This is a genomic window from Pseudomonas sp. 210_17 TE3656 (genome assembly GCF_054821965.1).
The window spans coordinates 2,671,863-2,692,599 of record NZ_JBTRBC010000001.1; the positions used below are offsets into that span (position 1 = coordinate 2,671,863).

Sequence of the window (20,737 nt, forward strand, 5' to 3'; positions counted from 1 at the left end):
AAACAGCATCACTCACGCTGGCGCTAGTTGCGTCAGCAATTGCCCTTCCACTAGAAAAGCGTCCTCCGCTGTCATGCCGTTCATGATGTTTTCGATAATGGCCTCCCGCAAGACGCGAATCTCTTTCGGGTAAGCATTGGCATGCTGGGCGTAGTGTGTCGACATCAACTGCTTGGCCTGTTCACGAGACACGCGTTTAACGGGGGTGACGGCCTTTTCGCTGGATTGTCCGTACAGATCAAACGCGCGGTCCACCTCGGACCAATCGAAAGCAAAGCAGCGTTGTTGTTCGGCGAGGCAATCGTGCTGCCACATGGCACTGCCAGGGTACTGATCCCCGGCGCTGACGATGATCAAGGTCAAACGCGGCAGGTCGCGCTCTGCCACAAAGTCGTAGATCACCCACAGGATGCGCCCCATGCGCACCGGGATCAGGTTGGCCACCCGTTGATCATCCGGGTAGCGCACCTGGGCGCGCTCGATCAGCTGCTTGTAGGTCAAAGTTTGGCGAGCGGTGGCGAGTTCGATCAGCAGCGGGTACAGCAGGCGGGCGAGTTGGACATCCAGCAAGGTGCGAGCCATGGTGCATTCCTTTGAGGTTTTGGGTTGGTGCCGCACTACTCAACCGCTCGATAGCGTGGGCGGGACAGCGTGCCGGTAACGACTGGGCTTATTCCAAAGCCAGCTCGATGATGACTTTACCGTTGTTTGTCTCAAGCTTTACGATAGTGCAGGTGTTGAGGCCGATGCCCAATAGCGCTTCCAGTCCATCTTTGACGCAGGTCTGGACTGCCAGCGGAGTGACCGCACGCAAGGCATCGGCGGCGTTGCCAGCGGGCCGCACGGCAGCCCCTGCCGGTGCAGTGATGAGAGTCTGGGCAAAGTTCACCAGGGCTTGGACCCGCGAGGCTTGGCCCGAGTTGTTTTCGCGCCAGCGGCGCACGCCCTGTTCGGTCACATCGGCCGCTTCACCAATTTTTTTATAGGATAGGTGGGTGTGGGCTTTGATGCTCTCGACCAAAGCGGCGGTGCCGTGGATCAGATCACCCTCGGTGGTGAGTTGGTTCAGTGCGGCTTTGATGGTGTCGACCATGGTAATACCCTGTTTGGCAAACTGTTGATATAGTCTTAACGGTACGTAAGCCGTTGGGAACTGTCAATGTCTGTTTGCCAACACTTTGGTTTACACCTATGGGTGGTTAGCCTGTGACGTGCGATGCCGACTTGGGCCCTCTCACAGGAGCTGAGGGAGCCGGACCGCTTCCCGGGTGCGTGGCTAGGGGCCGGGCCGGTGGATTCGAACCGCGCTGCGCATAATCGAACTTGTTAAATCGCAGAGCGTTTCATCCGCAAGGTGGTTCAGATCAAGAGGCAATTGTTTGATCGTGTGTGGCTGCTGGCGGAAGAATCGGTCACTCCCGTTCAGGCTTCCTTGCGTCTGAGCTGATCGCCTCCATGATCGCTGTCAGCTCCTCCAGGAGTTCGCCGTGGCAGCGATTTAAATAGCCCGAAATGGCTTCATTGCGTAGTAGGCGAGCGAGATACCCTTTTGCAACGACTAAAATCAGCATCGTCTCTCCAAGCGTGTCTTCAACGACTTTGTAATCGTGATAAAGCTTCTCCATTTCGCGTTCCATCCGCGAGATTTCTTCGACACTGACCTCGGTGGAGAGCTTGGATTTCTTTTCGATTAGCATTTCCGGGCGTGTAGCGGCGAGCACCATGCACGCATAGGTCTGGGTGAAGCAGTTGGCTGAGACCATCAGCTCCACGGTTTCAATCTGACGCATGGGCTTCATTTTTCGCAACGTGCGGAATACGTCTTGGCTAACCATTTTGACTTTGAGCATCTCCACCACTTCGGGTGCGATGCCATCGAGTAAGTGTTGCCTCTGATGGATGCGCTCGACATTGATACCCAAAACGTTCGCAATAAGGGCCGGGGAAATACCCTGCTGGATGGCAGTGAGAATCATCTGGTGTTCTTGCACCGGAGTTAGGCGGTTGATCTGCCGATTGAAGGTGAACCCTTCATCATCAGTCGACAGCAGGCAGAGCGCCTCACTGGCACCTAATGCTTTAAGCGCGTGTAAGCGAAGATGGCCATCGAGCAATACGAATGCCGCAGCACCTGCCACATTAGTTTGTTGCCGGTGGACAGCGAGTGGCTCAATGATCCCCAGTTCCCGAATGGAAGTGAGGATTGTTATGTATTTTTTGCTTTGCTCTATGTCCTTGCCCAAAGAACGAGTAGGGAGAATTCGGTCGAGTGGAATCGGGATGATCTGCTGCTCAAAGGCTTGTTTGATCTGGCCCATTATCAACCTTCCCCTTGGACACGGTCGGCCAATGACTTAGGCATGTCTTGGATCTTTTCGCTGCGAAGCAACGTACAGAAATAGTCGTCGGCCAGTAGCTGACGCATGGCGGTTATCATGATTAACAGTCGTTGCTCATTGATGTCTGCCTTTTTAATCATGACTCGCTGGCGTCTGACTTCGGATTGGTAGGTGCTCAGTAACTTTTGAGGCGTCGTCAGCTGGTCGGCGGCTAACTGTCGATGCCCATAATGTTTTCCCAAGGCCCGGCGTCTATCGATCAAGCGTCTGACCTTAAGAAGTTGCTCTCCTTTCAAGACACCTGTTTCGTATGCGTTCATCATGGCGACTTGGGCTACAGCATCAGTCGATCTAGCCACCTCAGTTGCGACGCTGATGGGCAGCCATCCCTTTTCGACCGCAGCGATAAGCCGTTCCTCTCCTTGACGCAATAGCAGGAGGATTGCGTTGATGTAAGTGGGATCCAGGCCTGTTTTGACGCTGATCTGTTTGGTTGTGTAGCCACGCTCAGAGAGGTTTTGAATGGCGTAGAGCAAATCCTTGTTTGAATGCTTACGGCGGGCAATATTTTCCACCAGACTGATGAGAAACCGGTCGGCCTCACTGGCACTGACGACTACACACGGAATTTCTCGTTCGCCCAGTGCACAAAAGGCCTCGTAGCGTCCTTGTCCGCAGACCAGTTCGAAATATCCAGTGTTTTCTTGGTCATTGCAGGGGGTGACCGTAATAGGACGTTTTAAACCCAGGTTTGAGATGTTCTCAACCAACTTGGCGAATGCCTGCTTGTTACGTGCCCTGGGGTTGAGGATGCGGATGCGATCCAGGCTAATCATTTGGATGGTCGTCGCTTCTCCCACGTGGTGCGGGCTTCGAGGGTGTTGTGGCATATTCATGCGGCTCTCCCGACGACAGTGCGACGAGCCAGCTGGGCAAGTGCTTCGAGGCTGTCGTAGCGATAGATTTCCAAATCCGACGCGTTCGACTCGCTCAGCCGAATCTTGGGCTGTTGAATGTCGATGGTCGGTAGGATGTAGTAATCGCGGGCGATCTCTTCCCCTGGCTCCATACGGACGGCGACAGTGATATCCGGCGAGAGACCTAGATCGAAACGAATTTTCCAACGACTTGTTCCCGAGCCACTCCGCTGGCAGCGGCAAAGGACGAGAGATATCAGCAGCTCTTCGTTGACCTGAAGTAGGTCGCTTATGGGGTCGATGGCGACTCGTCCACCGACTTGCTGTATGTGCTCCACCGTTCGAGCCAGCATTAGGGGATGCATCAGTCGAAGTTGATGGTTGGCGGCAACGTAGTTGTAGTCCCTAGAAGGGGTGTAGCCAATGAGCGAGTAAGTACGCAGAAGGCTGCCAAATCGATATTGATACGCAGTGCTAGAGGGGCAATCGTCAGACTCATTGATGATCAGGCCAGACAGACAACCCGCTTTCTCATAGAGCTTTTTAAGTCTCTCCAGCATCTCGGCATCGGGCATGCGATAGCTGCGTGATTGGATGATCTCCCTGGCTGCGGCGAACAGTACTGGGTCAACTAAGGCCGGAAATGCACTGTCTGCCCGAATCCATTGGTCCGGAGGGTTACGCACGTGCTCATCTTTGAGCTTGAAAGATGAGCGGTTCCAGACATTATTTCCGATGTATTTTTCATTGGTCAGCACCTGATGGACTGCCCCCTTGGTCCATGGCCTGGCCAAGTCGCTTTGGAGCCCTCGATTATTTAACTGCCCGGCAATCTCGTTTTCGGTATAGCCCGCCTCAACAAATCGTTCATAGATCCATTGGACCGTCGCGACCTCCTCCGGTGGCCCTGGGATCAGCTTGATACGGTCGGTCTGGATACTCTTGTGTTGACCTAAGAGCAGTTCAGCTTTTGGGGCGCCGGATGCATCCACGAGTTGCCGTCTAAGCCCATAGCCTGCCATGCCCCCTTGTCTGAAGCCCATTTGGATCAGACGTGCCTGCCCTGCAAAGACTTTCACCGATAATTCGCGGCTGTATTCACCGGCCATCATTCGTTTCAGATTCTTGACGACGTTCGAAAGTGGAGAGCCATCATTAGCAAATTGCTCTGCGCAATAGTGAACGGAAACACCTGCCTGTCGGCACCGTACCTCGAAGCTGGCGGCCAAATCAGGATCTTGAAATCGGCCCCAGCGGCTGACGTCGTACACGAGAATGGTGGAGAAACCCACTTGGTCGCCCTCAACGTCGGTGAACAGCTGAATCAAAGCATCGCGCCCTTCCAAGCGAAGACCACTTTTACCGGCGTCCGTATAAATTTTGACGATTTCGAGGGAGTGCGCCGCAGCGTAGAGCTTGATTGTGTCTAGCTGGTTTTCAGTTGAGTACTGCTGATGTTCTGTGGACATCCGGACATAAGCCGCTGCCAAACCTGGGTCTTGGCGTGAGTTTTCTAAATGAGCACTTTTACGTCTGCGCATACGCAATAGCCCCTGCGTGCATCCACACTTGGACGTGCGCCGTTGGGGCGTACCCATTCTGCTGGCTACTCAAGCAAGCGGTGTGTCATCCAACCATAGAGGATCAACGGGGGAAAAATGTTTCCTAAAAAGGGTAAAACTTTTCCGAACAGGCAAGAGTATGCGTTGGGGCTGGCGGTAGCATTGCAGGGTGAGTTGGGTTCGACGCACCAAGCAGTGAAGACGCTAATGAGATGGACGAACGCAAACGAACGGACTGCCAAAAACTGGTTGAAAGGGACCTGCGGCCCTCGTGGAGAGCATTTGGCGCGTCTGGTTCAACACTCCGACGCCGCCTTGGCTAGCTTTCTAGCGATGGCTGAGCGTAACAGCGTTGTAATGCGCGCAACGCTTCCATCACTGAGGATTGATCTTATGCGGGCAGTGGATGCAATTGACTGCTGCTTGTCCGTGGTGACCGAACCTGAGCCGGACTGAAGGGATTGTGTAATGGACTTTAATGAAGGCCCGCTCGTCCAAGCTCTCCGAGCATGCCATCAACAGTCCATCTTCTACCAACGAATTAGGGGCCTTCGCTGGAGCCCGACGCCCAGTTGGTCATAGGGACGACGATGTCTGAACCGAGCCTCGGTCTTTTGATAGTCTTTGTGTGTGCTCCGTTAAGCTGAGATCAGCAGCACTGTGTTACGCGCGGGTCTCAATAGTAGAGGTGGAATGCTGTGTCAGACGCCAATCTGCTGGCGAAACTACAAGCTGAGAACGCTAGGTTAATTGCCTTGCTTGACGCTCACGGGATTGATTGGCACCCGCCTGTCGAGCCGGTCAAGATCCAAGTTGTTCAAATTGAGCGCTCGCAGCAACTCAACACTGACAGCAAGGTTGCTCTATTCAGAGACCTGTTTCGTGGTAGAGGCGACGTGTATCCCATCCGTTGGGAAAGCAAGGCAGGTAAGTCAGGATACGCACCTGCTTGTGCTAACGAATGGCGGCCTGGGGTTTGTGAGAAGCCGAGAGTCAAATGTGGCGATTGCGGCAATCGACAATTGCTGCCGCTGACCGATGAGGTGATTTTTCGCCACTTGGCAGGCGAGGTGGTGGTTGGCATCTATCCTTTGCTCCCAGATGACACCTGTTACTTTCTTGCCGTCGACCTCGATGAGGCTGAATGGCGTGATGATGCCCGAGCTTTTGTTCAGTCGTGTCATGAGCTGAACGTCCCAGTGGCGTTGGAGATTTCGCGCTCAGGCAATGGTGCTCATGCGTGGATTTTTTTCGACCGTAATGTTTCTGCCTACGATGCGCGCCGCCTAGGTGCTGCAATCATCAGCCATGCCTGTGAGCGTACTCGTCAATTGGCACTCAGCTCCTATGATCGGCTGTTTCCAAACCAGGACTATATGCCCAGAGGTGGTTTTGGGAACCTTATTGCACTGCCTTTGCAAAAGCGTGCAAGGGCCAAAAATAACAGCGTTTTTGTAGATGACTCACTGGAACCTCACTCCGATCAATGGACTTTTCTGGCCTCCATTCAGCGGATGAGCCCTGGGGATATTGAGCCGGCTATCATCCGGGCGATGGGTGACCGTGATCCCGTAGGCGTCGCATATGTCGAAGACGAGATGGATGCAGAACCTTGGAAAAATCGTGATTTGAGATCACGTAAATTGACTTGCCCATTGCCTGCGTCTCTCCGTATCACGTTGGCCAATCTGATTTACTTCGAAAAATCGGAATTACCACTGCCCTTGGCAAACCAGCTTGTCCGACTCGCGGCATTTCAAAACCCTGAGTTCTATAAGGCCCAGGCAATGCGAATGTCGGTCTGGAACAAACCTCGGATTATTGGCTGTGCGCAAAACTTTCCTAAACATATCGCGTTACCGCGAGGATGCTTGGATGCCGCGCTGGAGCTGCTAAAGGGGAATGGGATAGCTCTTGAATTTCAAGATGAACGTTTTGCAGGTGAGCCCATCGAGGTCGGTTTTCTCGGTACGTTACGTACTGATCAGGAAATTGCAGTAAGCGAGATGCTTGGTCATGACGTCGGCATCCTGTGTGCGCCGACCGCTTTTGGTAAAACCGTGACTGCCGCCGCACTGATCGCGAAGCGCAGTGTTAACACGTTAGTGCTTGTGCACAGGACTGAGCTGCTACGGCAATGGCAGGAGCGTTTGCAGGCATTTCTAGGCGTCGGCAATGGCATCGTAGGAACCATTGGCGGTGGGAAGGCAAAACCCACAGGTGTCATCGACATCGCTGTGATGCAGTCCTTATCGAGAAAAGGTGAGGTCAGCGATCAGGTAAAAAACTACGGCCAGATCATAGTTGATGAGTGCCATCATGTGTCAGCGGTCTCGTTCGAGTCGTTACTGAGGAGTGCTGCCGCAAAGTATGTGGTGGGACTTACAGCAACTCCGATACGCCGTGATGGGCAGCAACCTATCATCTTTATGCAATGCGGACCGATTCGGCACTCTGCTACTCGACCAGCAAGTGCCCCTCATGATTTGTCTGTGGTGCCCCGATTACTTTCCAAGCCTATTGTCGTCCCCGATGGCTCAGGAATTCAGGACGTGTTCCGACACCTGGCAGACGATGTCGAGCGCACAGCCAAAATTGTTTCCGAGGTTGAGCTAGCCTATAACCAAGGTAGGAAGATATTGGTGCTGACTGAGCGTACTGAGCATGTTGGTGCTCTTGAGGCTGAATTGCAGGGGCGCGTGCATAACCTATTTACACTTCATGGGCGTGTGCCCAAAAAACAGCGAATCGCCCGCATGCACAAGCTTGACTCGCTTCCAGCGGATGCTCCACGTGTGCTTGTAGCAACTGGAAAGCTAGTAGGTGAAGGCTTCGATCATCCAGCACTGGACACATTGGTGCTGGCAATGCCGATTTCTTGGAGAGGCATACTTCAGCAATACGCAGGCCGATTGCATCGAGCGCATGCCGACAAAGGCGATGTCCGAGTGATCGACTTCGTTGACGGGGGAAATGTCGCGTTGCTGAGGATGTGGGATAAGCGCCAGGCAGGGTACAAAGCGATGGGGTATCGAATGGCCGATTCCCTAGCCACTATGGACTTGCTCTAGCAGCACGGTCCATTCGGATTTCAGACGTAGCTAGCAAGTGTCTCCATCACGATGAGTATGCTGGTTTTGGAAACGACATTTAATAGGGTCAAATAACCGCAATACGACATTTATTATGGCTCAAGTGCGACATTTACTGTGCCCATGTTCCACGTGGAACCCTGATCCCACCTAGGGTAGCCATGACACTTAATGTGCCCATCGACATCAGGTGTAGGTTCGCCGAAAAGCTGCAAAAAAAAAGCCCGCTCACGCGGGTTTTTTTTTGCGTTGATTTCCACTCGGTTCAGCGCGCGTCCTCCTCGTCCTTTACTTCAGTCCAACTGCTGTCGGGGTCGAAACGCGTAATCGCAGCAGCTAACTTGGCGCTGTCTCGGCCGAGATCTTTTTGGAACAATTCGCCGTCGTGGCTGATCATGAAGCTCATCACGCCAGTGTCCCCGTAGTCCGTCGGCCAGGCGATCACGGCAAAACCGCGTGTCATGCGATCGCCGATCTTGTAGTCATAGGCGCCACCTGGCGCCGAAGGGCCCTGGGCAGTGAGGATACGGTAGTGATAGCCGTGCCAGTCGTCACCCTTCGCGGCATCACCGAACAGCGGCCCGAGTGGACTTTCTTCGACGCCTTCCTCTTCCGGCCAGTACAGGCCGTCGAACTGCCCGTCGCTACTGATGAACTTCTGCGCGTATTCGAGGACCCCATCGTTATTGCGATCAACCTCGGCGTAATCCATCTGCGCGTCGTGATAGGCACGCGCTGCTTGAATGGTCGCCAGTTCGTTGCGCCCTATGCGGCGCAGGCGGATTTCCTCGGCGCCGGCTTTGGTGTCGAAGGCCCAACCGCCAGCATTGTGTCGGATGGGAATCGGGAATACCCAGGGCGTGTCGCCGACGACCAGATGCGCACGCTTCGGGCTGTCGGACTGAACCTGATGTTTTTCCTTGTAGAGGGCGAGAAAGGCGTCGACATCTTTACGGTCGACGTTCTTGGTCGGGATGTAACTCTTCCAGTCGTTGCCGAGCAATTTCGCCAACAGTTGGCTATCAGCCTTTTCGCTACCAAGCGCCTGCACCAGTGCTTCGCCAGCGGCCTCCGCGTTTGGGAAATGTTTTTGAGCGTAACTGCTGGACGTCCAGAGCAGGAGCAGAACCAGCGCAATTCGACTTGCAGCATTCATGACTGACTCTCCTCTCAACGGCGACGGCCGCCACCGCCGGATTGCATCCGTACGGGTCGTTGTACCTGATGGCCCGCAGACGCTGCGGAGGGTCGGCTGGCGCTCCGTTGGCTGACCTGGCCACGATTGCTCGCGACGCGTGTCTGCGAAGGATTGCGCACACCAGCCAACGCATTGTTGCGGGGCGCCTGGGCACTAGCATGTTGCTGGCGGACTTGCTGGCGTACTTGTTGGTTGCGCACCGGCTGCTGTTGCTGGCGTTTCTGCACGGTCGCTTGTGCACGCTGGCGGGCCTGACCGTCATTCTTCAGTTGGCGGTCGGCAACCTGGGCGCGCTCGCGTGCGCTGCCGGACTGGTTGATGCCACGTTGTTCCAGGCTTTGTTGGGCGCGCTCGCGGTCGGCACTCTGCACACGTTGGCGGGCTTCAAGGTTACTGGTTGCCGGTGCTTCGATGCCACGCTGTGCGAGGCTTTCACGGGCTCGCGCGCGGTCTTCGATACGGGCCGGAGTGTCACCGCGGTAGGCTGTGCGCTGTGCACTGCCGGGTAGGCGCCGGTCGAACTGGGCTCGGCTGGCTTGGTCGCGGTACGGAACGCCGTCGCGATACACAGGGTTATGGCGCCAGTTGTTCTGGTTGGCATCGAGTCTGCGGTTGACGTTGTTGATGTTGTTGTAGCGATTGACGTTGATATCGACGTCATGATCATCCCAGTCGCAATCCCCCCACAGCGAATTGACGATCGCTACGCCAGCACCGAAAGCCAGGCCGGTGGCCAATGCCGTTCCGATGGCATACCCCGGTGATGGCGGGTAATACGCCGGTGGGGAGGATGGATAGGGCCAACTGCCGTACACCACTGAGGGGTTGTAGCTTGGGACGTATACAACCTGCGGGTTGGTCGGCTGGATAACGATGGTTTGTGCCGGCGCGGCACCTTGTACCACCGTGGTCGTGCCGCTTGCGGGAGTGCTTGACGGTTGCACGATAACCGTCTGTTGCTCGTTGGACTCCAGGTGCCCAGTGGCCTTGGCCTTGGCGCGCAGACGCTGCACCGAGTTCATGACCGCGTCGGGCTGGGCGAGGAAGGCATCACCGACTCGCTGTACCCAGACCGGGTCCTGGCCAAGGGTGGCCAGCACCTGTGGAAAAGCCACCAACGATTGCACGCTCGGGTCCCAGGGTTGGTCGGCGACCTGTTTGACGGCGGCATCACCGCTGACGTTCGGATGCGCCTTGGACCAGGCAACCGCGTCGGCGACATTGCCTGGATAGGTGGTGGCCATCAGCACCTGAGCCAGCAAAGCGTCCGGATACAGCGCCAACGGCGCCAGCATTTGATCAAGCTGTTCGGTGCTGAACACCGCCTCGCTTGGCGTCGTCGGAGCGGCTGGTGCGGCTGGTGCGGCTGGTGCGGCTGGTGCAGCCGGTGCGGTCGTTGCGGGCGCGGTGGCCGTTGCCTTGGGTTGCGCATCCTCATCGGAACAACCTGAGAGCGCGAGCATGGCGATGGTGAGCAGGATCGCCCGGTGAAGGCAGGCAGACATGACGATGCTCCTGTGGGAGAAAAGACAGAGCGGAACGTCAGGCGCCCTGACACCCAACGGTTTACCGACTCGACGATCGACGTACGCAAAGCCCTCCGCTGCGGCCGAGCAGTATCAGCGTAGAAGAAAAAATGCCCTGCCGGATGACCACGATCAAATGAAACCGTGTGTTCATCTTCGGTTCATGTCCTGCGGGATCAAAGCCCAAGTTCACGTAAGCGGCGGTAGAGGGTCCGCTCACTCAAGCCCAGATGCCGGGCCAACTCGCTGCGCGAGCCGTCAAAGCTCTCCAGGGCCTGGGCCAGTTGCCCAAGGTTTTCTTTGCTGCGCCGCCGCACTGACGCTTGCGGATTGTCCATCCCGCTGCGCAGATCTGCCGGCAAGTGCTCGGCACGGATTACGCCGTCATCAGCAAACAGTCGTGCCCGCTCGAGGATGTTACGCAGCTCGCGGATGTTTCCGGGAAAACTGTGCAGGCCCAACAGCTTGAATACTTCGCCATCGACCTGAGGTGCCGTCTTGCCAGCCATTCGTTGCAGCAGGCTGTCGATCAGCAATGGCAGATCATCAACCCGCTCACGTAGCGCGGGTAAGCGAATGGGGAAGCCGCTGATGCGGTAATAGAGGTCTTCACGAAAGCTGCCGGCCGCCACCATTTCCTTGAGCGGCTTGTGGGTGGCCGAGACCAGCCGGAAGTCGGAGTGGACGGTGCGCAGGCTACCGACCGGACGAAAGCTGCCGGACTCGATCAGGCGCAACAGTTTCACCTGCATGGCCAGCGGTACTTCGCCGATCTCATCAAGAAACAAGGTGCCGCCATGGGCCGCTTCGGCAAGGCCGATCTTGCGTTGCAGTGCACCGGTGAAAGCGCCCTTCTCGTAACCGAACAGCTCGCTTTCGAACAACGACTCAGTGAGGCCGGTGCAATCGACCACGACTAGCGGGCCGTTGGCGCGCGGGCTGCCAAGGTGTAGCGCGCGGGCGAAGAGTTCTTTGCCGGTACCTGACTCACCCTGCAGCAACACCGGAATCTGAGCAGGCGCTGCTCGCTGCAAACTGGACAACGAGTCTGTGAACGCTACTGAGCGTCCTACCAGGCCTTGTTGCTGTGGCTGGGCTGACGCCACGGCGATGCTGGTCAGGCGCTCGACAAAGGCCACCACTTCACCCTGCTGATCCAGGATCGGGCGCAACTCAACGTCAACGTGTTCAGGCCCGCGTGGCGTGTGATGAACATGCAATACTCGTTCAGGCGCACGGCTGTCCCAGGCTTTGCGCATCGGGCACAGCTCTCCGGCCTGATCGCATGGCACCGCGTAGTGATGGGAAACCCGATGACATTTACCGCCGATCGGCGGCTGGCCTTCCACGCCGAACTGGCGCCGATAGGCAGCGTTGGCGGCGAGGATGTTGTAGTCGGTATCCAGCACGATGGCCGGTTGAGCATCGTGTTCGAGATACGACACCAGCGCCTGCACGGCAGGATCGGGAATAATTGGCGAAGAATAAGACATAAGGCACCAGGAGAAGCAGGCGAGCAGCTTAACTGAAGGCGAGAGGCACTGCCAAAAACTGCCAGAGACTGCCAATGCCTGACAGCCAAAACGGCAGTCCGCGTCAGGGCGAATCCCTGACAGCCAATGAAATCGGTGCTTGAGCGCAGAAAACGGCCAGTGCAACGATGGCACGCATCTTGATGACAGCCTGACCCATGCGCGCAAGGCTCAATGCCCTGGCACACGGAATTATCTGGAGAGCGGTAATGATCATCGGCGGCAACTTGTATGTGGAAGCGTTGTTCGACAGCGTAACTTCGACCATCAGCTATCTACTGATGGATCGTGGCAGCGGTGATTGCGCGTTGATCGACAGCGTACTGGACTACGACCCCAAGTCCGGTCGAACCGATAGCGCCTCGGCAGACAAGCTGATTGCCCGGGTCAATGAACTGGGCGGTAAGGTTCAATGGATTCTGGAAACCCATGTGCACGCCGACCACCTGTCTGCCGCGGCGTATCTCAAGCAGGCCCTGGGTGGCCAGATTGCCATCGGTAGCCAGATCACCCAGGTGCAGAAAGTTTTCGGCACGCTGTTCAATGCCGACAGTGGCTTCGCCCGTGACGGCAGCCAGTTCGATGTGCTGTTCGATGATGAGCAGCCGTTTACCATTGGCAACCTGCAGGCGCGTGCCCTGCACACCCCAGGGCATACGCCGGCGTGCATGACCTATGTGGTGGAAGTCGATGGCCAGAGCATCGCCTTTGTCGGCGACACCCTGTTCATGCCTGACTACGGCACGGCCCGTTGTGATTTTCCCGGTGCCAGCGCCCGCACCTTGTACCGTTCGATCCAGCGCATTCTCGCCCTCCCCGCCGATACCCGATTGTTCATGTGCCATGACTACCTGCCGGGTGGCCGCGAGCTGCGCTACATGACCACGGTGGCCGAACAGCGCGCCAGCAATATCCATGTCCGCGAAGGCATCAGCGAAGACAGTTTTGTTGCCATGCGCGAAGCCCGCGACGCCACCCTCGACATGCCGGTGCTGATTCTGCCTTCGGTGCAGATCAACATGCGCAGCGGCCAGCTCCCCGAACCTGAAGACAACGGTGTGCGCTATCTGAAGATCCCGCTCAACGTGCTCTGAGCTGTACCTAGAATTATTATTAAAGGAACACCTTGCCATGCCTGCTCACACCACATCGTCGAAAGGCGATCATCACAAGGTCCTGATTGTCGGCGCGGGGGCTGCCGGTATCGCCGTGGCTTCAAGCTTGATGTGCCGCGATCCGTCGCTGGATATCGCCCTCATCGACCCGGCCGACACCCACTACTATCAGCCCGGCTGGACGATGGTCGGTGCCGGAATCTTCAATGCCCCCAGTACCGCGCGAAGCATGGCGTCGACCATCCCTTCCGGGGTTCGCTGGATCAAGGCCAGCGTCGAAAGCTTCGACCCTCAGGCGCAAGCGCTGACCCTGGATGATGGACGCTTGCTGAGCTACGAACAGTTGGTGGTGTGCCCGGGTCTGAAGCTTGACTGGGAGGCCATCGATGGCCTGAGCGAAACCCTTGGCCGTAATGGTGTGACTTCCAACTATCGCTATGACCTGGCGCCCTACACCTGGCAGCTGGTGCAGAACCTGCGCGAAGGCCGTGCGCTGTTCAGCCAGCCGCCAATGCCGATCAAATGCGCAGGCGCACCACAGAAAGCCTTGTACCTGTCGTGCGATCACTGGTTGCGTGCGGGGCGTCTGGGTAACATCCAGGCGCAGTTCTTCAATGCTGGCGCGGTGCTGTTCGGGGTGGCGGATTATGTTCCTGCGCTGATGGAGTACATCGACAAGTACGCGGTGGATCTGCAGTACTCCCATCGTCTGGTCGCAGTCGATGGCCCGGCCAGGCAGGCCACTTTTGTTCGAACCTTGCCCGATGGCAGTAGCGAAACCCGGGTTCAGCCGTTCGACATGCTGCATGTGGTGCCGCCACAAGTGCCTGCCGATTTCATCCGCAATAGTCCCTTGGCCGATGCTGCTGGCTGGATTGATGTCGATCCGGCGACCTTGCGTCATCGTCACTTCGCCAACATCCACGCCCTGGGTGACGGGATCAACACGACCAATGCCAAGACCGCTGCAGCCGCGCGCAAGCAAGCGCCGGTGGTGGCCAATAACGTGCTGGTCGCCTTGGGGCGTCTGCCGAAGTTGGCGCACTACGATGGTTACGGCTCCTGCCCGCTGACCGTCGAGCGCGGCAAGATCGTACTGGCCGAGTTCACCTATGGCGGCAAGCTGGCGCCGAGCTTCCCGCGCTGGCTGCTCGATGGTCGCCGCCCTACCCGGCTGGCCTGGCTGCTCAAGGCGCAGATCCTGCCGCCGCTGTACTGGCGTTGCATGCTCAAGGGCCGCGAGTGGCTGGCCAAACCGCAGACAGTTGTTGCTGAGGTTCAGCAGTGATCGAACAGCCATTTCTCGCTGCAGGACTGGGAGCGATCATTGGTGCGGTGCTGGCGCTGACCGGGGCTGGCGGCGGCATTCTGGCCGTGCCCTTGCTGGTCTTCGGCCTTGGCCTGTCGATGGTCGAGGCGGCGCCGGTCGGACTGCTGGCTGTCGGCATGGCCGCGGCGGTCGGTGCCGTCCTGGGGTTGCGCCAAGGGGTGGTGCGCTACCGGGCTGCGGCTTTTGTAGCGCTGATCGGTATCGTTGCTGCCCCGTTCGGACTGATGCTGGCGCATCAACTGCCCAACGCACCGCTGGCCCTGGCCTTCGCGGTAGTGCTGGTGTATGCCTGTGTGCGCATGCTGCTCAAGGCGCGCCGCGAGCTGCGCGGTGAGCCGCCACTGGGCAAGCGTATGGTCATGCCGTGTGTGCTCAACCCGCTGCAGGGACGCCTGCGCTGGACCCTGCCCTGTGCCCGTGCGTTGGCGTTTACCGGTACGTTGTCCGGGCTACTCTCGGGATTGCTTGGTGTCGGCGGCGGCTTTGTGATCATCCCGGCACTGAGTCGTTACACCAATCTGGACATGAAAAGCATCGTCGCCACCTCGCTGGCAGTGATTGCCCTGGTGTCCACCGGGAGCGTGATCAGCGCCAGCGTCGGTGGGGTGATGCACTGGAGCGTGGGTGCGCCGTTTGCCGGCGGTGCCGTGTTGGGGCTGCTGGTGGCCCGGCAGTTTGCCGGTCGCCTGGCTGGTCCGCGCCTGCAGCAACTGTTCGCCACTGTCGGGATCTGTGCGGCAGTACTGTTGGCGGTGAAAACCCTGGGCGCTTGAGCCCTACTCTGCCAGCAAGGCGTCCTGCTCTTGCGCGCACAGCGCCAGGAGAAAATCCCAGACCACCCGCAAGCGTACGGACTTGTGCAGTTCGCGGCGGGTGCAGATCCAGTAGCTGCGCTGGATGGTTTCGCCGGGCAGTACCCGGACCAGCGCCGGGTCATGTCGGGCCATGTAGTTGGGCAGCACGGCAATCCCCAAGCCGGCACGCGCAGCCTGCTGCTGGGCGATCACGCTGGTGCTGCGAAACACTACATTCGGGGCGCGGCAGAAGCTGTTGAGGAATAGCAGTTCCTGGCTGAACAACAGGTCGTCGACATAGCCGATCCAGCTGTGCCTGGCCAGGTCTTCGCGGTGATGCAGCGCTGGCGCCTGGGCCAGGTACTCGGGGCTGGCATACAACGCCAGGCGGTAATCGGTGAGTTTGCGGGTGATCAACAGGTCGGCATTCGGTCGTTCCAGGTGGATGCTGATTTCCGCCTCGCGGTTGAGGATGCTGACGAAGCGCGGCACTGCAACCAGTTCCACCTCCAGCCCCGGATAGCGTTCGAACAGGCTGCCCATGCGCGGGGTGAAGAACATGATGCCGATGCCTTCGGTGACACCCAGACGAATCTTGCCTAGCGGGGTGATGGCCTGAGTGATTTCTTCCTGGGCCAGCAGGGCGACGTTTTCCATGGCTTCGGCGTGCTTGAGCAGGGCCTGGCCGGAAGGTGTCAGTTCGTAGCCTTGAGCGTGCTGGACGAACAAAGCGGTGCCCAGACTCTGCTCGATATTATCGATATGCCGGGCCACGGTGCTGTGGGTGGTATTGAGGCGCTTGGCGGCTGTCAGCAGGCGGCCGCTACGCTGCAACTCGAGAAAAAATCGCAGATCATTCCAGTCGAACATGCTTTTCCTTGTGAATCAGGTGTTCACGGACGTTGTGTTAAAACGCACAGCACTTGAGTGAAATCTAACGTTTTCATCTCGAAATTAATCAATAACATGGACCAGGACAAGAATAATAATCAGGCGCGAGGTTGCCCATGCCATCAGCCGATCCTGTCTACGATTACGTGGTCGTCGGTGCCGGTCCTGCCGGATGCCTGCTGGCCAATCGTTTGTCTGCCGACCCAAGCTGTCGGGTATTGCTGCTCGAAGCGGGCGGTAAAGACAACTATCCGTGGATTCATATTCCGGTGGGTTACCTTTATTGCATCGGTAATCCGCGTACCGACTGGTGTTTCAAGACCGAAGCCCAGCCTGGCCTTAACGGGCGTGCCCTGGGTTATCCACGGGGCAAGGTGCTCGGTGGCTGTTCCTCGATCAACGGCATGATCTATATGCGTGGCCAGGCCGGTGACTACGACCGCTGGGCCGAGCAAGGCAACGCCGGCTGGGCCTGGAAAGACGTGTTGCCGCTGTTCAAGGCCAGCGAAAACCATTTCGGCGGTGCCAGTGATACACACGGCGATGAAGGCGAGTGGCGGGTCGAACAGCAACGTTACTCTTGGCCGATCCTCGATGCGTTCCGCGCAGCGGCGGCCCAGAGCGGAATTGAAAGCGTCGCCGATTTCAACGGTGGTGATAACCAGGGCTGTGGATACTTTCAGGTCAACCAGCGTTCCGGGATTCGCTGGAACTCGGCCAAGGCCTTTCTTCGCCCGGTTCGCAACCGCCCCAACCTGACCGTACTGACCGATGTGCTGGTCGATCAGGTGATCCTCGACGCCGGTCGTGCCTCGGCGGTAAGAGCGCGCTGGCAAGGGGAATGGCAAAACTTCAGCGCCCGCCGCGAGATCATCCTCTGTGCAGGTTCGGTGGGCTCTCCCGGTATTCTGCAACGCTCCGGCATCGGCCCGCGTGGACTGCTGGAAAGCCTGGGGATAACTGTCCGGCACGAATTGCCGGGAGTTGGCGGCAACCTGCAGGACCACCTGCAACTGCGGCTGATCTATCAGGTCAGCGGTGCACGTACCCTCAATCAGGTCGCCAACAGTGCCTTGGGCAAGCTGGGCATGGGCCTGCGCTATCTGTATGACCGCAGTGGTCCGCTGGCCATGGCGCCGAGCCAGCTGGGGGCGTTTGTCCGCTCCGGGCCGGAACAGGCCACGGCCAACCTGCAATACCATGTGCAGCCGCTATCGCTGGAGCGCTTCGGCGAGCCGCTGCACCGCTTTCCGGCGTTTACCGCATCGGTGTGCAATTTGCGCCCGGCGAGCCGTGGGCGCATCGATATCCGCTCGGCCAACCCGGACGATTCACCGCTGATCGATCCCAACTACCTGAGCGACCCGGAAGACTTGCGCGTTGCCGCCCAGGCCATTCGCATCACCCGCAAGATCGTCCAGGCCCCTGCCCTGGCGGCGTTCAGCCCACGCGAATACCTGCCCGGGCCGGATCTGCAAAGTGAAGAACAGCTGCACGAAGCGGCCGGCCAGATCGGTACCACCATTTTCCATCCGGTCGGTACCTGCCGGATGGGCAACGGCCCGCTGGACGTGGTCGATGATCAATTGCGCGTGCACGGCGTGCCGGGGCTGCGTATCGCCGATGCCTCGATCATGCCGCAGATTGTCTCCGGCAATACCTGCTCACCCACCTTGATGATTGCCGAAAAGGCGGCGCAACTGATTACCCGGGGAATGTTATCCACAGCTCGGATCGATGAAGAAAACGCAATACCGACGCCCTGACCTGGGTGCGTAGCAACAACGACACCGGACGCGGTCTGCCGGCGTCGACAGTGGAACAACAAGAATAATCACTGGGGCCTTGAGGCCGAGGACAGCAACGATGTCGGATTACATTCAGGAGCAGGGTGCGGCGACGGTCAGCAACAGTCGCCGTGAAGAGCGCAAGATCATTTTCGCGTCATCCCTCGGGACAGTGTTCGAGTGGTATGACTTTTTTCTCTATGGGGCACTGGCCGCCGTCATCAGCAAGCAGTTCTTTGCCGGGGTGAACGACACCACTGCCTTTATCTTCGCCTTGATGGCGTTTGCCGCGGGCTTCCTGGTAAGGCCGTTTGGGGCACTGGTGTTCGGTCGCCTGGGGGACATGATCGGCCGCAAGTACACCTTCTTGGTGACCATCGTGCTGATGGGCCTGTCGACCTTTGCGGTCGGCCTGCTACCGACCTACGCCAGTATTGGCATCGCCGCACCGATCATTCTGGTGATCCTGCGCATGCTTCAGGGCCTGGCGCTGGGGGGTGAGTATGGCGGCGCTGCAACCTATGTGGCTGAGCATGCGCCACCGGGCAAGCGTGGCTTCCACACCGGCTTTATCCAGTCCACAGCGACCCTCGGTTTGCTGCTGTCGCTGCTGGTGGTACTGGGCAGCCGCTACATCAGTGGTGACCAGTTCGAAGTCTGGGGCTGGCGCTTGCCGTTCCTGCTGTCGATCGTACTGCTGGCGATTTCCACCTGGATTCGTATGAGCATGCACGAATCGCCAGCCTTCGTGAAAATGAAGGCTCAGGGCAAAACCAGTAAAGCGCCGATTCGTGAGTCGTTCGGTTCCTGGGCCAACCTCAAGATTGTGCTCACTGCCCTGTTCAGCATCAACGCAGGGCAGGCGGTGACTTTCTACACCGCGCAGTTCTATGTGCTGTTCTTCCTCACCCAGATGCTCAAGATGGACCCGGCCCAGGCCAATACCCTGCTGATTATCAGTGTGGTGATCGGCGCGCCGTTCTTCGTGTTCTTTGGCTGGCTGTCGGACCGCATCGGACGCAAGCCGATCCTGATGCTCGGCCTGTTGCTGGCTACCCTGCTCTACTTCCCGCTGTTCAAAGCCCTGAGCCATTACGCCAACCCGCAGATTGATGCTGCCAGCCGTCAATCGCCGATTGTGGTCATGGCCGATCCACAAAGCTGCACCTTCCAGTTCGACCCGGTCGGCAAGGCGCGTTTTGACAGTCCATGCGACAAGGCCAAGACCTTCCTGGTCAAGCAGGGCCTGCCCTACAGCTCTGAATCCGCCGCTGCCGGTAGCGAAGTGGTGGTGACCGTCGGTGACCAGCGCATCAACGGCTTCGATGAAGTGGCGCTGCGGGCTGCGATCGAAAAAGCCGGTTACCCGGCCAAGGCTGATCCTGCCAGTGTCAACGAAACCATGGTGGTGGTGCTGATCGTCGCCATGATCCTGATTGCGACCATGACCTATGGCCCGCTGGCGGCGGTGATGGTCGAGCTGTTCCCGACCCGGATCCGCTACACCTCGATGTCGCTGCCGTATCACATTGGTAACGGCTGGTTTGGTGGCTTCCTGCCGACGGTGTCGTTCGCCCTGGTGGTGTACACCGGCGACATCTTCTATGGGCTGTGGTACCCGGTGTTGATCACTGGGGTCAGCCTGGTGGTCGGGCTGTTCTGCCTGAAAGAAACCCGCGATGTGGATATCGACAAGGTCTGATTTTCACGGGTACAAAAAAACCGGCGTAAGCGCCGGTTTTTTTATGCCGCTGAAAAACTTATGCACGATTTCAGGAAAACAGTCATACAGAGAAATAAGTAAGTAAATTAATCACTTAGCGAATTTTTAAATGAAAGATCCAAATACTGTACACAAGTTATCCACAGATCGTCAGGCAACGCCTTGCGCGGCGTTCGGGGCTTGTGCCGGCAACGAACCCAGGTCGCGTTGAGTCTGTTCGTTCCAGGCCGCTGCCCGGTCGTTGAGCTCGGCAATCGCGCGTGGGCCAGTGCCTTCAGCGTACATCGGTGCACCGATCACCACTTCAATGGTGCCAGCCCGCTTGTTCCAACCCTGCTTGGGCCAGAACTTGCCAGCGTTGTGGGCGATTGGCAGGACCGGCAGGCCGGCATTCACGGCCAGGGCGGTACCACCGCGGGAAAACTTGCCGATCTGGCCGAACGGCACACGGGTGCCTTCCGGGAAGATCAGCACCCAGACGCCGTCCTTGAGCAGCTTGTCGCCTTCGCTGGCAACTTGCTTGAGCGCAGCTTTCGGGTTGTCGCGGTCAATCGCGATCGGCCGCAGCATGGCCATGGCCCAGCCGAAGAACGGCACGTACAGCAGTTCACGTTTGAGTACCTGGCTCAACGGCGAAAAATACGCCGAGAGGAAGAACGTCTCCCAGGTGCTCTGGTGATTGGAGAGGATCACACAGGGCTGCTTGGGGATGTTTTCAGCCCCGCTGACCTTGACCTTGATGTTCAGGAACACCCGCACCAGCACCAGCGCGAAACGGCACCAGTAGACATTGATGAAGCGATAACGGGCGCTGAATGGCAGAAACGGCGCAATAAAAAAGCTCAGGGTGCACCACAGCAAAGAGCTGGTACCCAGCAGCAGGTAAAAAAGAAAAATTCTGATCGCCTGCAGGATCGACATAGCGGCATGT

At 57.9% G+C, this 20,737-nt stretch carries 17 protein-coding genes; 7 read left to right on the forward strand and 10 right to left on the reverse strand.

Annotation, left to right across the window (positions count from 1 at the left end; translation table 11 throughout):
• Window positions 1-12: 12 nt before the first annotated feature.
• From ACVI9W_RS12525 to ACVI9W_RS12545, 5 genes are all read right to left on the reverse strand, one after another.
• Window positions 13-582, reverse strand: a complete 570-nt coding sequence (locus tag ACVI9W_RS12525; RefSeq protein ID WP_461530152.1) for a hypothetical protein — start codon at window positions 580-582, stop codon at window positions 13-15.
• Between the two features lie 88 nt (window positions 583-670).
• Window positions 671-1,093: a hypothetical protein gene (locus ACVI9W_RS12530; protein ID WP_461530153.1), complete on the reverse strand. Its 423-nt coding sequence runs from the start codon at window positions 1,091-1,093 to the stop codon at window positions 671-673.
• Window positions 1,094-1,412: 319 nt separating this feature from the next.
• The gene (locus ACVI9W_RS12535) at window positions 1,413-2,318 is read right to left on the reverse strand and encodes a plasmid partitioning protein RepB C-terminal domain-containing protein (protein WP_461530154.1); all 906 of its coding nucleotides are present in this window, start codon (window positions 2,316-2,318) and stop codon (window positions 1,413-1,415) included.
• A 2-nt stretch (window positions 2,319-2,320) separates the two neighbouring features.
• Window positions 2,321-3,235: a plasmid partitioning protein RepB C-terminal domain-containing protein gene (locus ACVI9W_RS12540; RefSeq protein ID WP_461530155.1), complete on the reverse strand. Its 915-nt coding sequence runs from the start codon at window positions 3,233-3,235 to the stop codon at window positions 2,321-2,323.
• Window positions 3,232-4,797: a recombinase family protein gene (locus ACVI9W_RS12545; protein ID WP_461530156.1), complete on the reverse strand. Its 1,566-nt coding sequence runs from the start codon at window positions 4,795-4,797 to the stop codon at window positions 3,232-3,234. Before ACVI9W_RS12545 ends, ACVI9W_RS12540 begins: the two co-directional genes overlap by 4 nt.
• A gap of 117 nt (window positions 4,798-4,914) precedes the next feature.
• On the opposite strand from ACVI9W_RS12545, the gene ACVI9W_RS12550 reads away from it, so the two are divergent.
• Both ACVI9W_RS12550 and ACVI9W_RS12555 read left to right on the forward strand, forming a co-directional pair.
• Window positions 4,915-5,274, forward strand: coding sequence for a hypothetical protein (locus tag ACVI9W_RS12550; RefSeq protein WP_461530157.1), 360 nt, complete (start codon window positions 4,915-4,917; stop codon window positions 5,272-5,274).
• Between the two features lie 242 nt (window positions 5,275-5,516).
• Window positions 5,517-7,889: a TOTE conflict system archaeo-eukaryotic primase domain-containing protein gene (locus tag ACVI9W_RS12555; protein ID WP_461530158.1), complete on the forward strand. Its 2,373-nt coding sequence runs from the start codon at window positions 5,517-5,519 to the stop codon at window positions 7,887-7,889.
• A gap of 286 nt (window positions 7,890-8,175) precedes the next feature.
• On the opposite strand, the gene ACVI9W_RS12560 is transcribed toward ACVI9W_RS12555, so the two are convergent.
• The 3 genes from ACVI9W_RS12560 to ACVI9W_RS12570 form a co-directional block, all read right to left on the reverse strand.
• Window positions 8,176-9,066, reverse strand: coding sequence for a DUF2950 domain-containing protein (locus ACVI9W_RS12560; protein WP_461530159.1), 891 nt, complete (start codon window positions 9,064-9,066; stop codon window positions 8,176-8,178).
• Between the two features lie 14 nt (window positions 9,067-9,080).
• Window positions 9,081-10,613 (reverse strand): DUF3300 domain-containing protein, encoded by a 1,533-nt coding sequence (locus ACVI9W_RS12565; RefSeq protein ID WP_461530160.1) that lies wholly within the window; start codon window positions 10,611-10,613, stop codon window positions 9,081-9,083.
• 197 nt (window positions 10,614-10,810) lie between these two features.
• Entirely contained in the window at window positions 10,811-12,127 is a 1,317-nt protein-coding gene (locus tag ACVI9W_RS12570) for a sigma-54 interaction domain-containing protein (RefSeq protein ID WP_461530161.1), read from the reverse strand.
• A 248-nt stretch (window positions 12,128-12,375) separates the two neighbouring features.
• Between ACVI9W_RS12570 and ACVI9W_RS12575 the strand changes: the two genes are divergently transcribed.
• The 3 genes from ACVI9W_RS12575 to ACVI9W_RS12585 are packed head-to-tail and all read left to right on the forward strand — an operon-like array spanning window position 12,376 to window position 15,384.
• Window positions 12,376-13,260, forward strand: coding sequence for an MBL fold metallo-hydrolase (locus ACVI9W_RS12575; RefSeq protein ID WP_038605091.1), 885 nt, complete (start codon window positions 12,376-12,378; stop codon window positions 13,258-13,260).
• Between the two features lie 37 nt (window positions 13,261-13,297).
• Complete coding sequence (locus ACVI9W_RS12580; RefSeq protein ID WP_461530162.1) at window positions 13,298-14,569, forward strand: NAD(P)/FAD-dependent oxidoreductase; 1,272 nt, start codon at window positions 13,298-13,300, stop codon at window positions 14,567-14,569.
• Entirely contained in the window at window positions 14,566-15,384 is an 819-nt protein-coding gene (locus ACVI9W_RS12585) for a sulfite exporter TauE/SafE family protein (RefSeq protein ID WP_461530163.1), read from the forward strand. Before ACVI9W_RS12580 ends, ACVI9W_RS12585 begins: the two co-directional genes overlap by 4 nt.
• A 3-nt stretch (window positions 15,385-15,387) precedes the next feature.
• On the opposite strand, the gene ACVI9W_RS12590 is transcribed toward ACVI9W_RS12585, so the two are convergent.
• Complete coding sequence (locus ACVI9W_RS12590) at window positions 15,388-16,275, reverse strand: LysR family transcriptional regulator (protein WP_157190623.1); 888 nt, start codon at window positions 16,273-16,275, stop codon at window positions 15,388-15,390.
• 137 nt (window positions 16,276-16,412) lie between these two features.
• Between ACVI9W_RS12590 and ACVI9W_RS12595 the strand changes: the two genes are divergently transcribed.
• Both ACVI9W_RS12595 and ACVI9W_RS12600 read left to right on the forward strand, forming a co-directional pair.
• Entirely contained in the window at window positions 16,413-18,062 is a 1,650-nt protein-coding gene (locus tag ACVI9W_RS12595; RefSeq protein WP_461530164.1) for a GMC family oxidoreductase, read from the forward strand.
• 100 nt (window positions 18,063-18,162) lie between these two features.
• A complete protein-coding gene (locus ACVI9W_RS12600) occupies window positions 18,163-19,785 on the forward strand; it encodes an MFS transporter (RefSeq protein WP_422416325.1) in 1,623 nt (540 codons plus the stop codon).
• 171 nt (window positions 19,786-19,956) lie between these two features.
• Here ACVI9W_RS12600 and ACVI9W_RS12605 read toward each other — a convergent pair whose 3' ends face one another.
• Entirely contained in the window at window positions 19,957-20,727 is a 771-nt protein-coding gene (locus ACVI9W_RS12605) for a lysophospholipid acyltransferase family protein (protein WP_038605107.1), read from the reverse strand.
• Window positions 20,728-20,737: the final 10 nt, after the last annotated feature.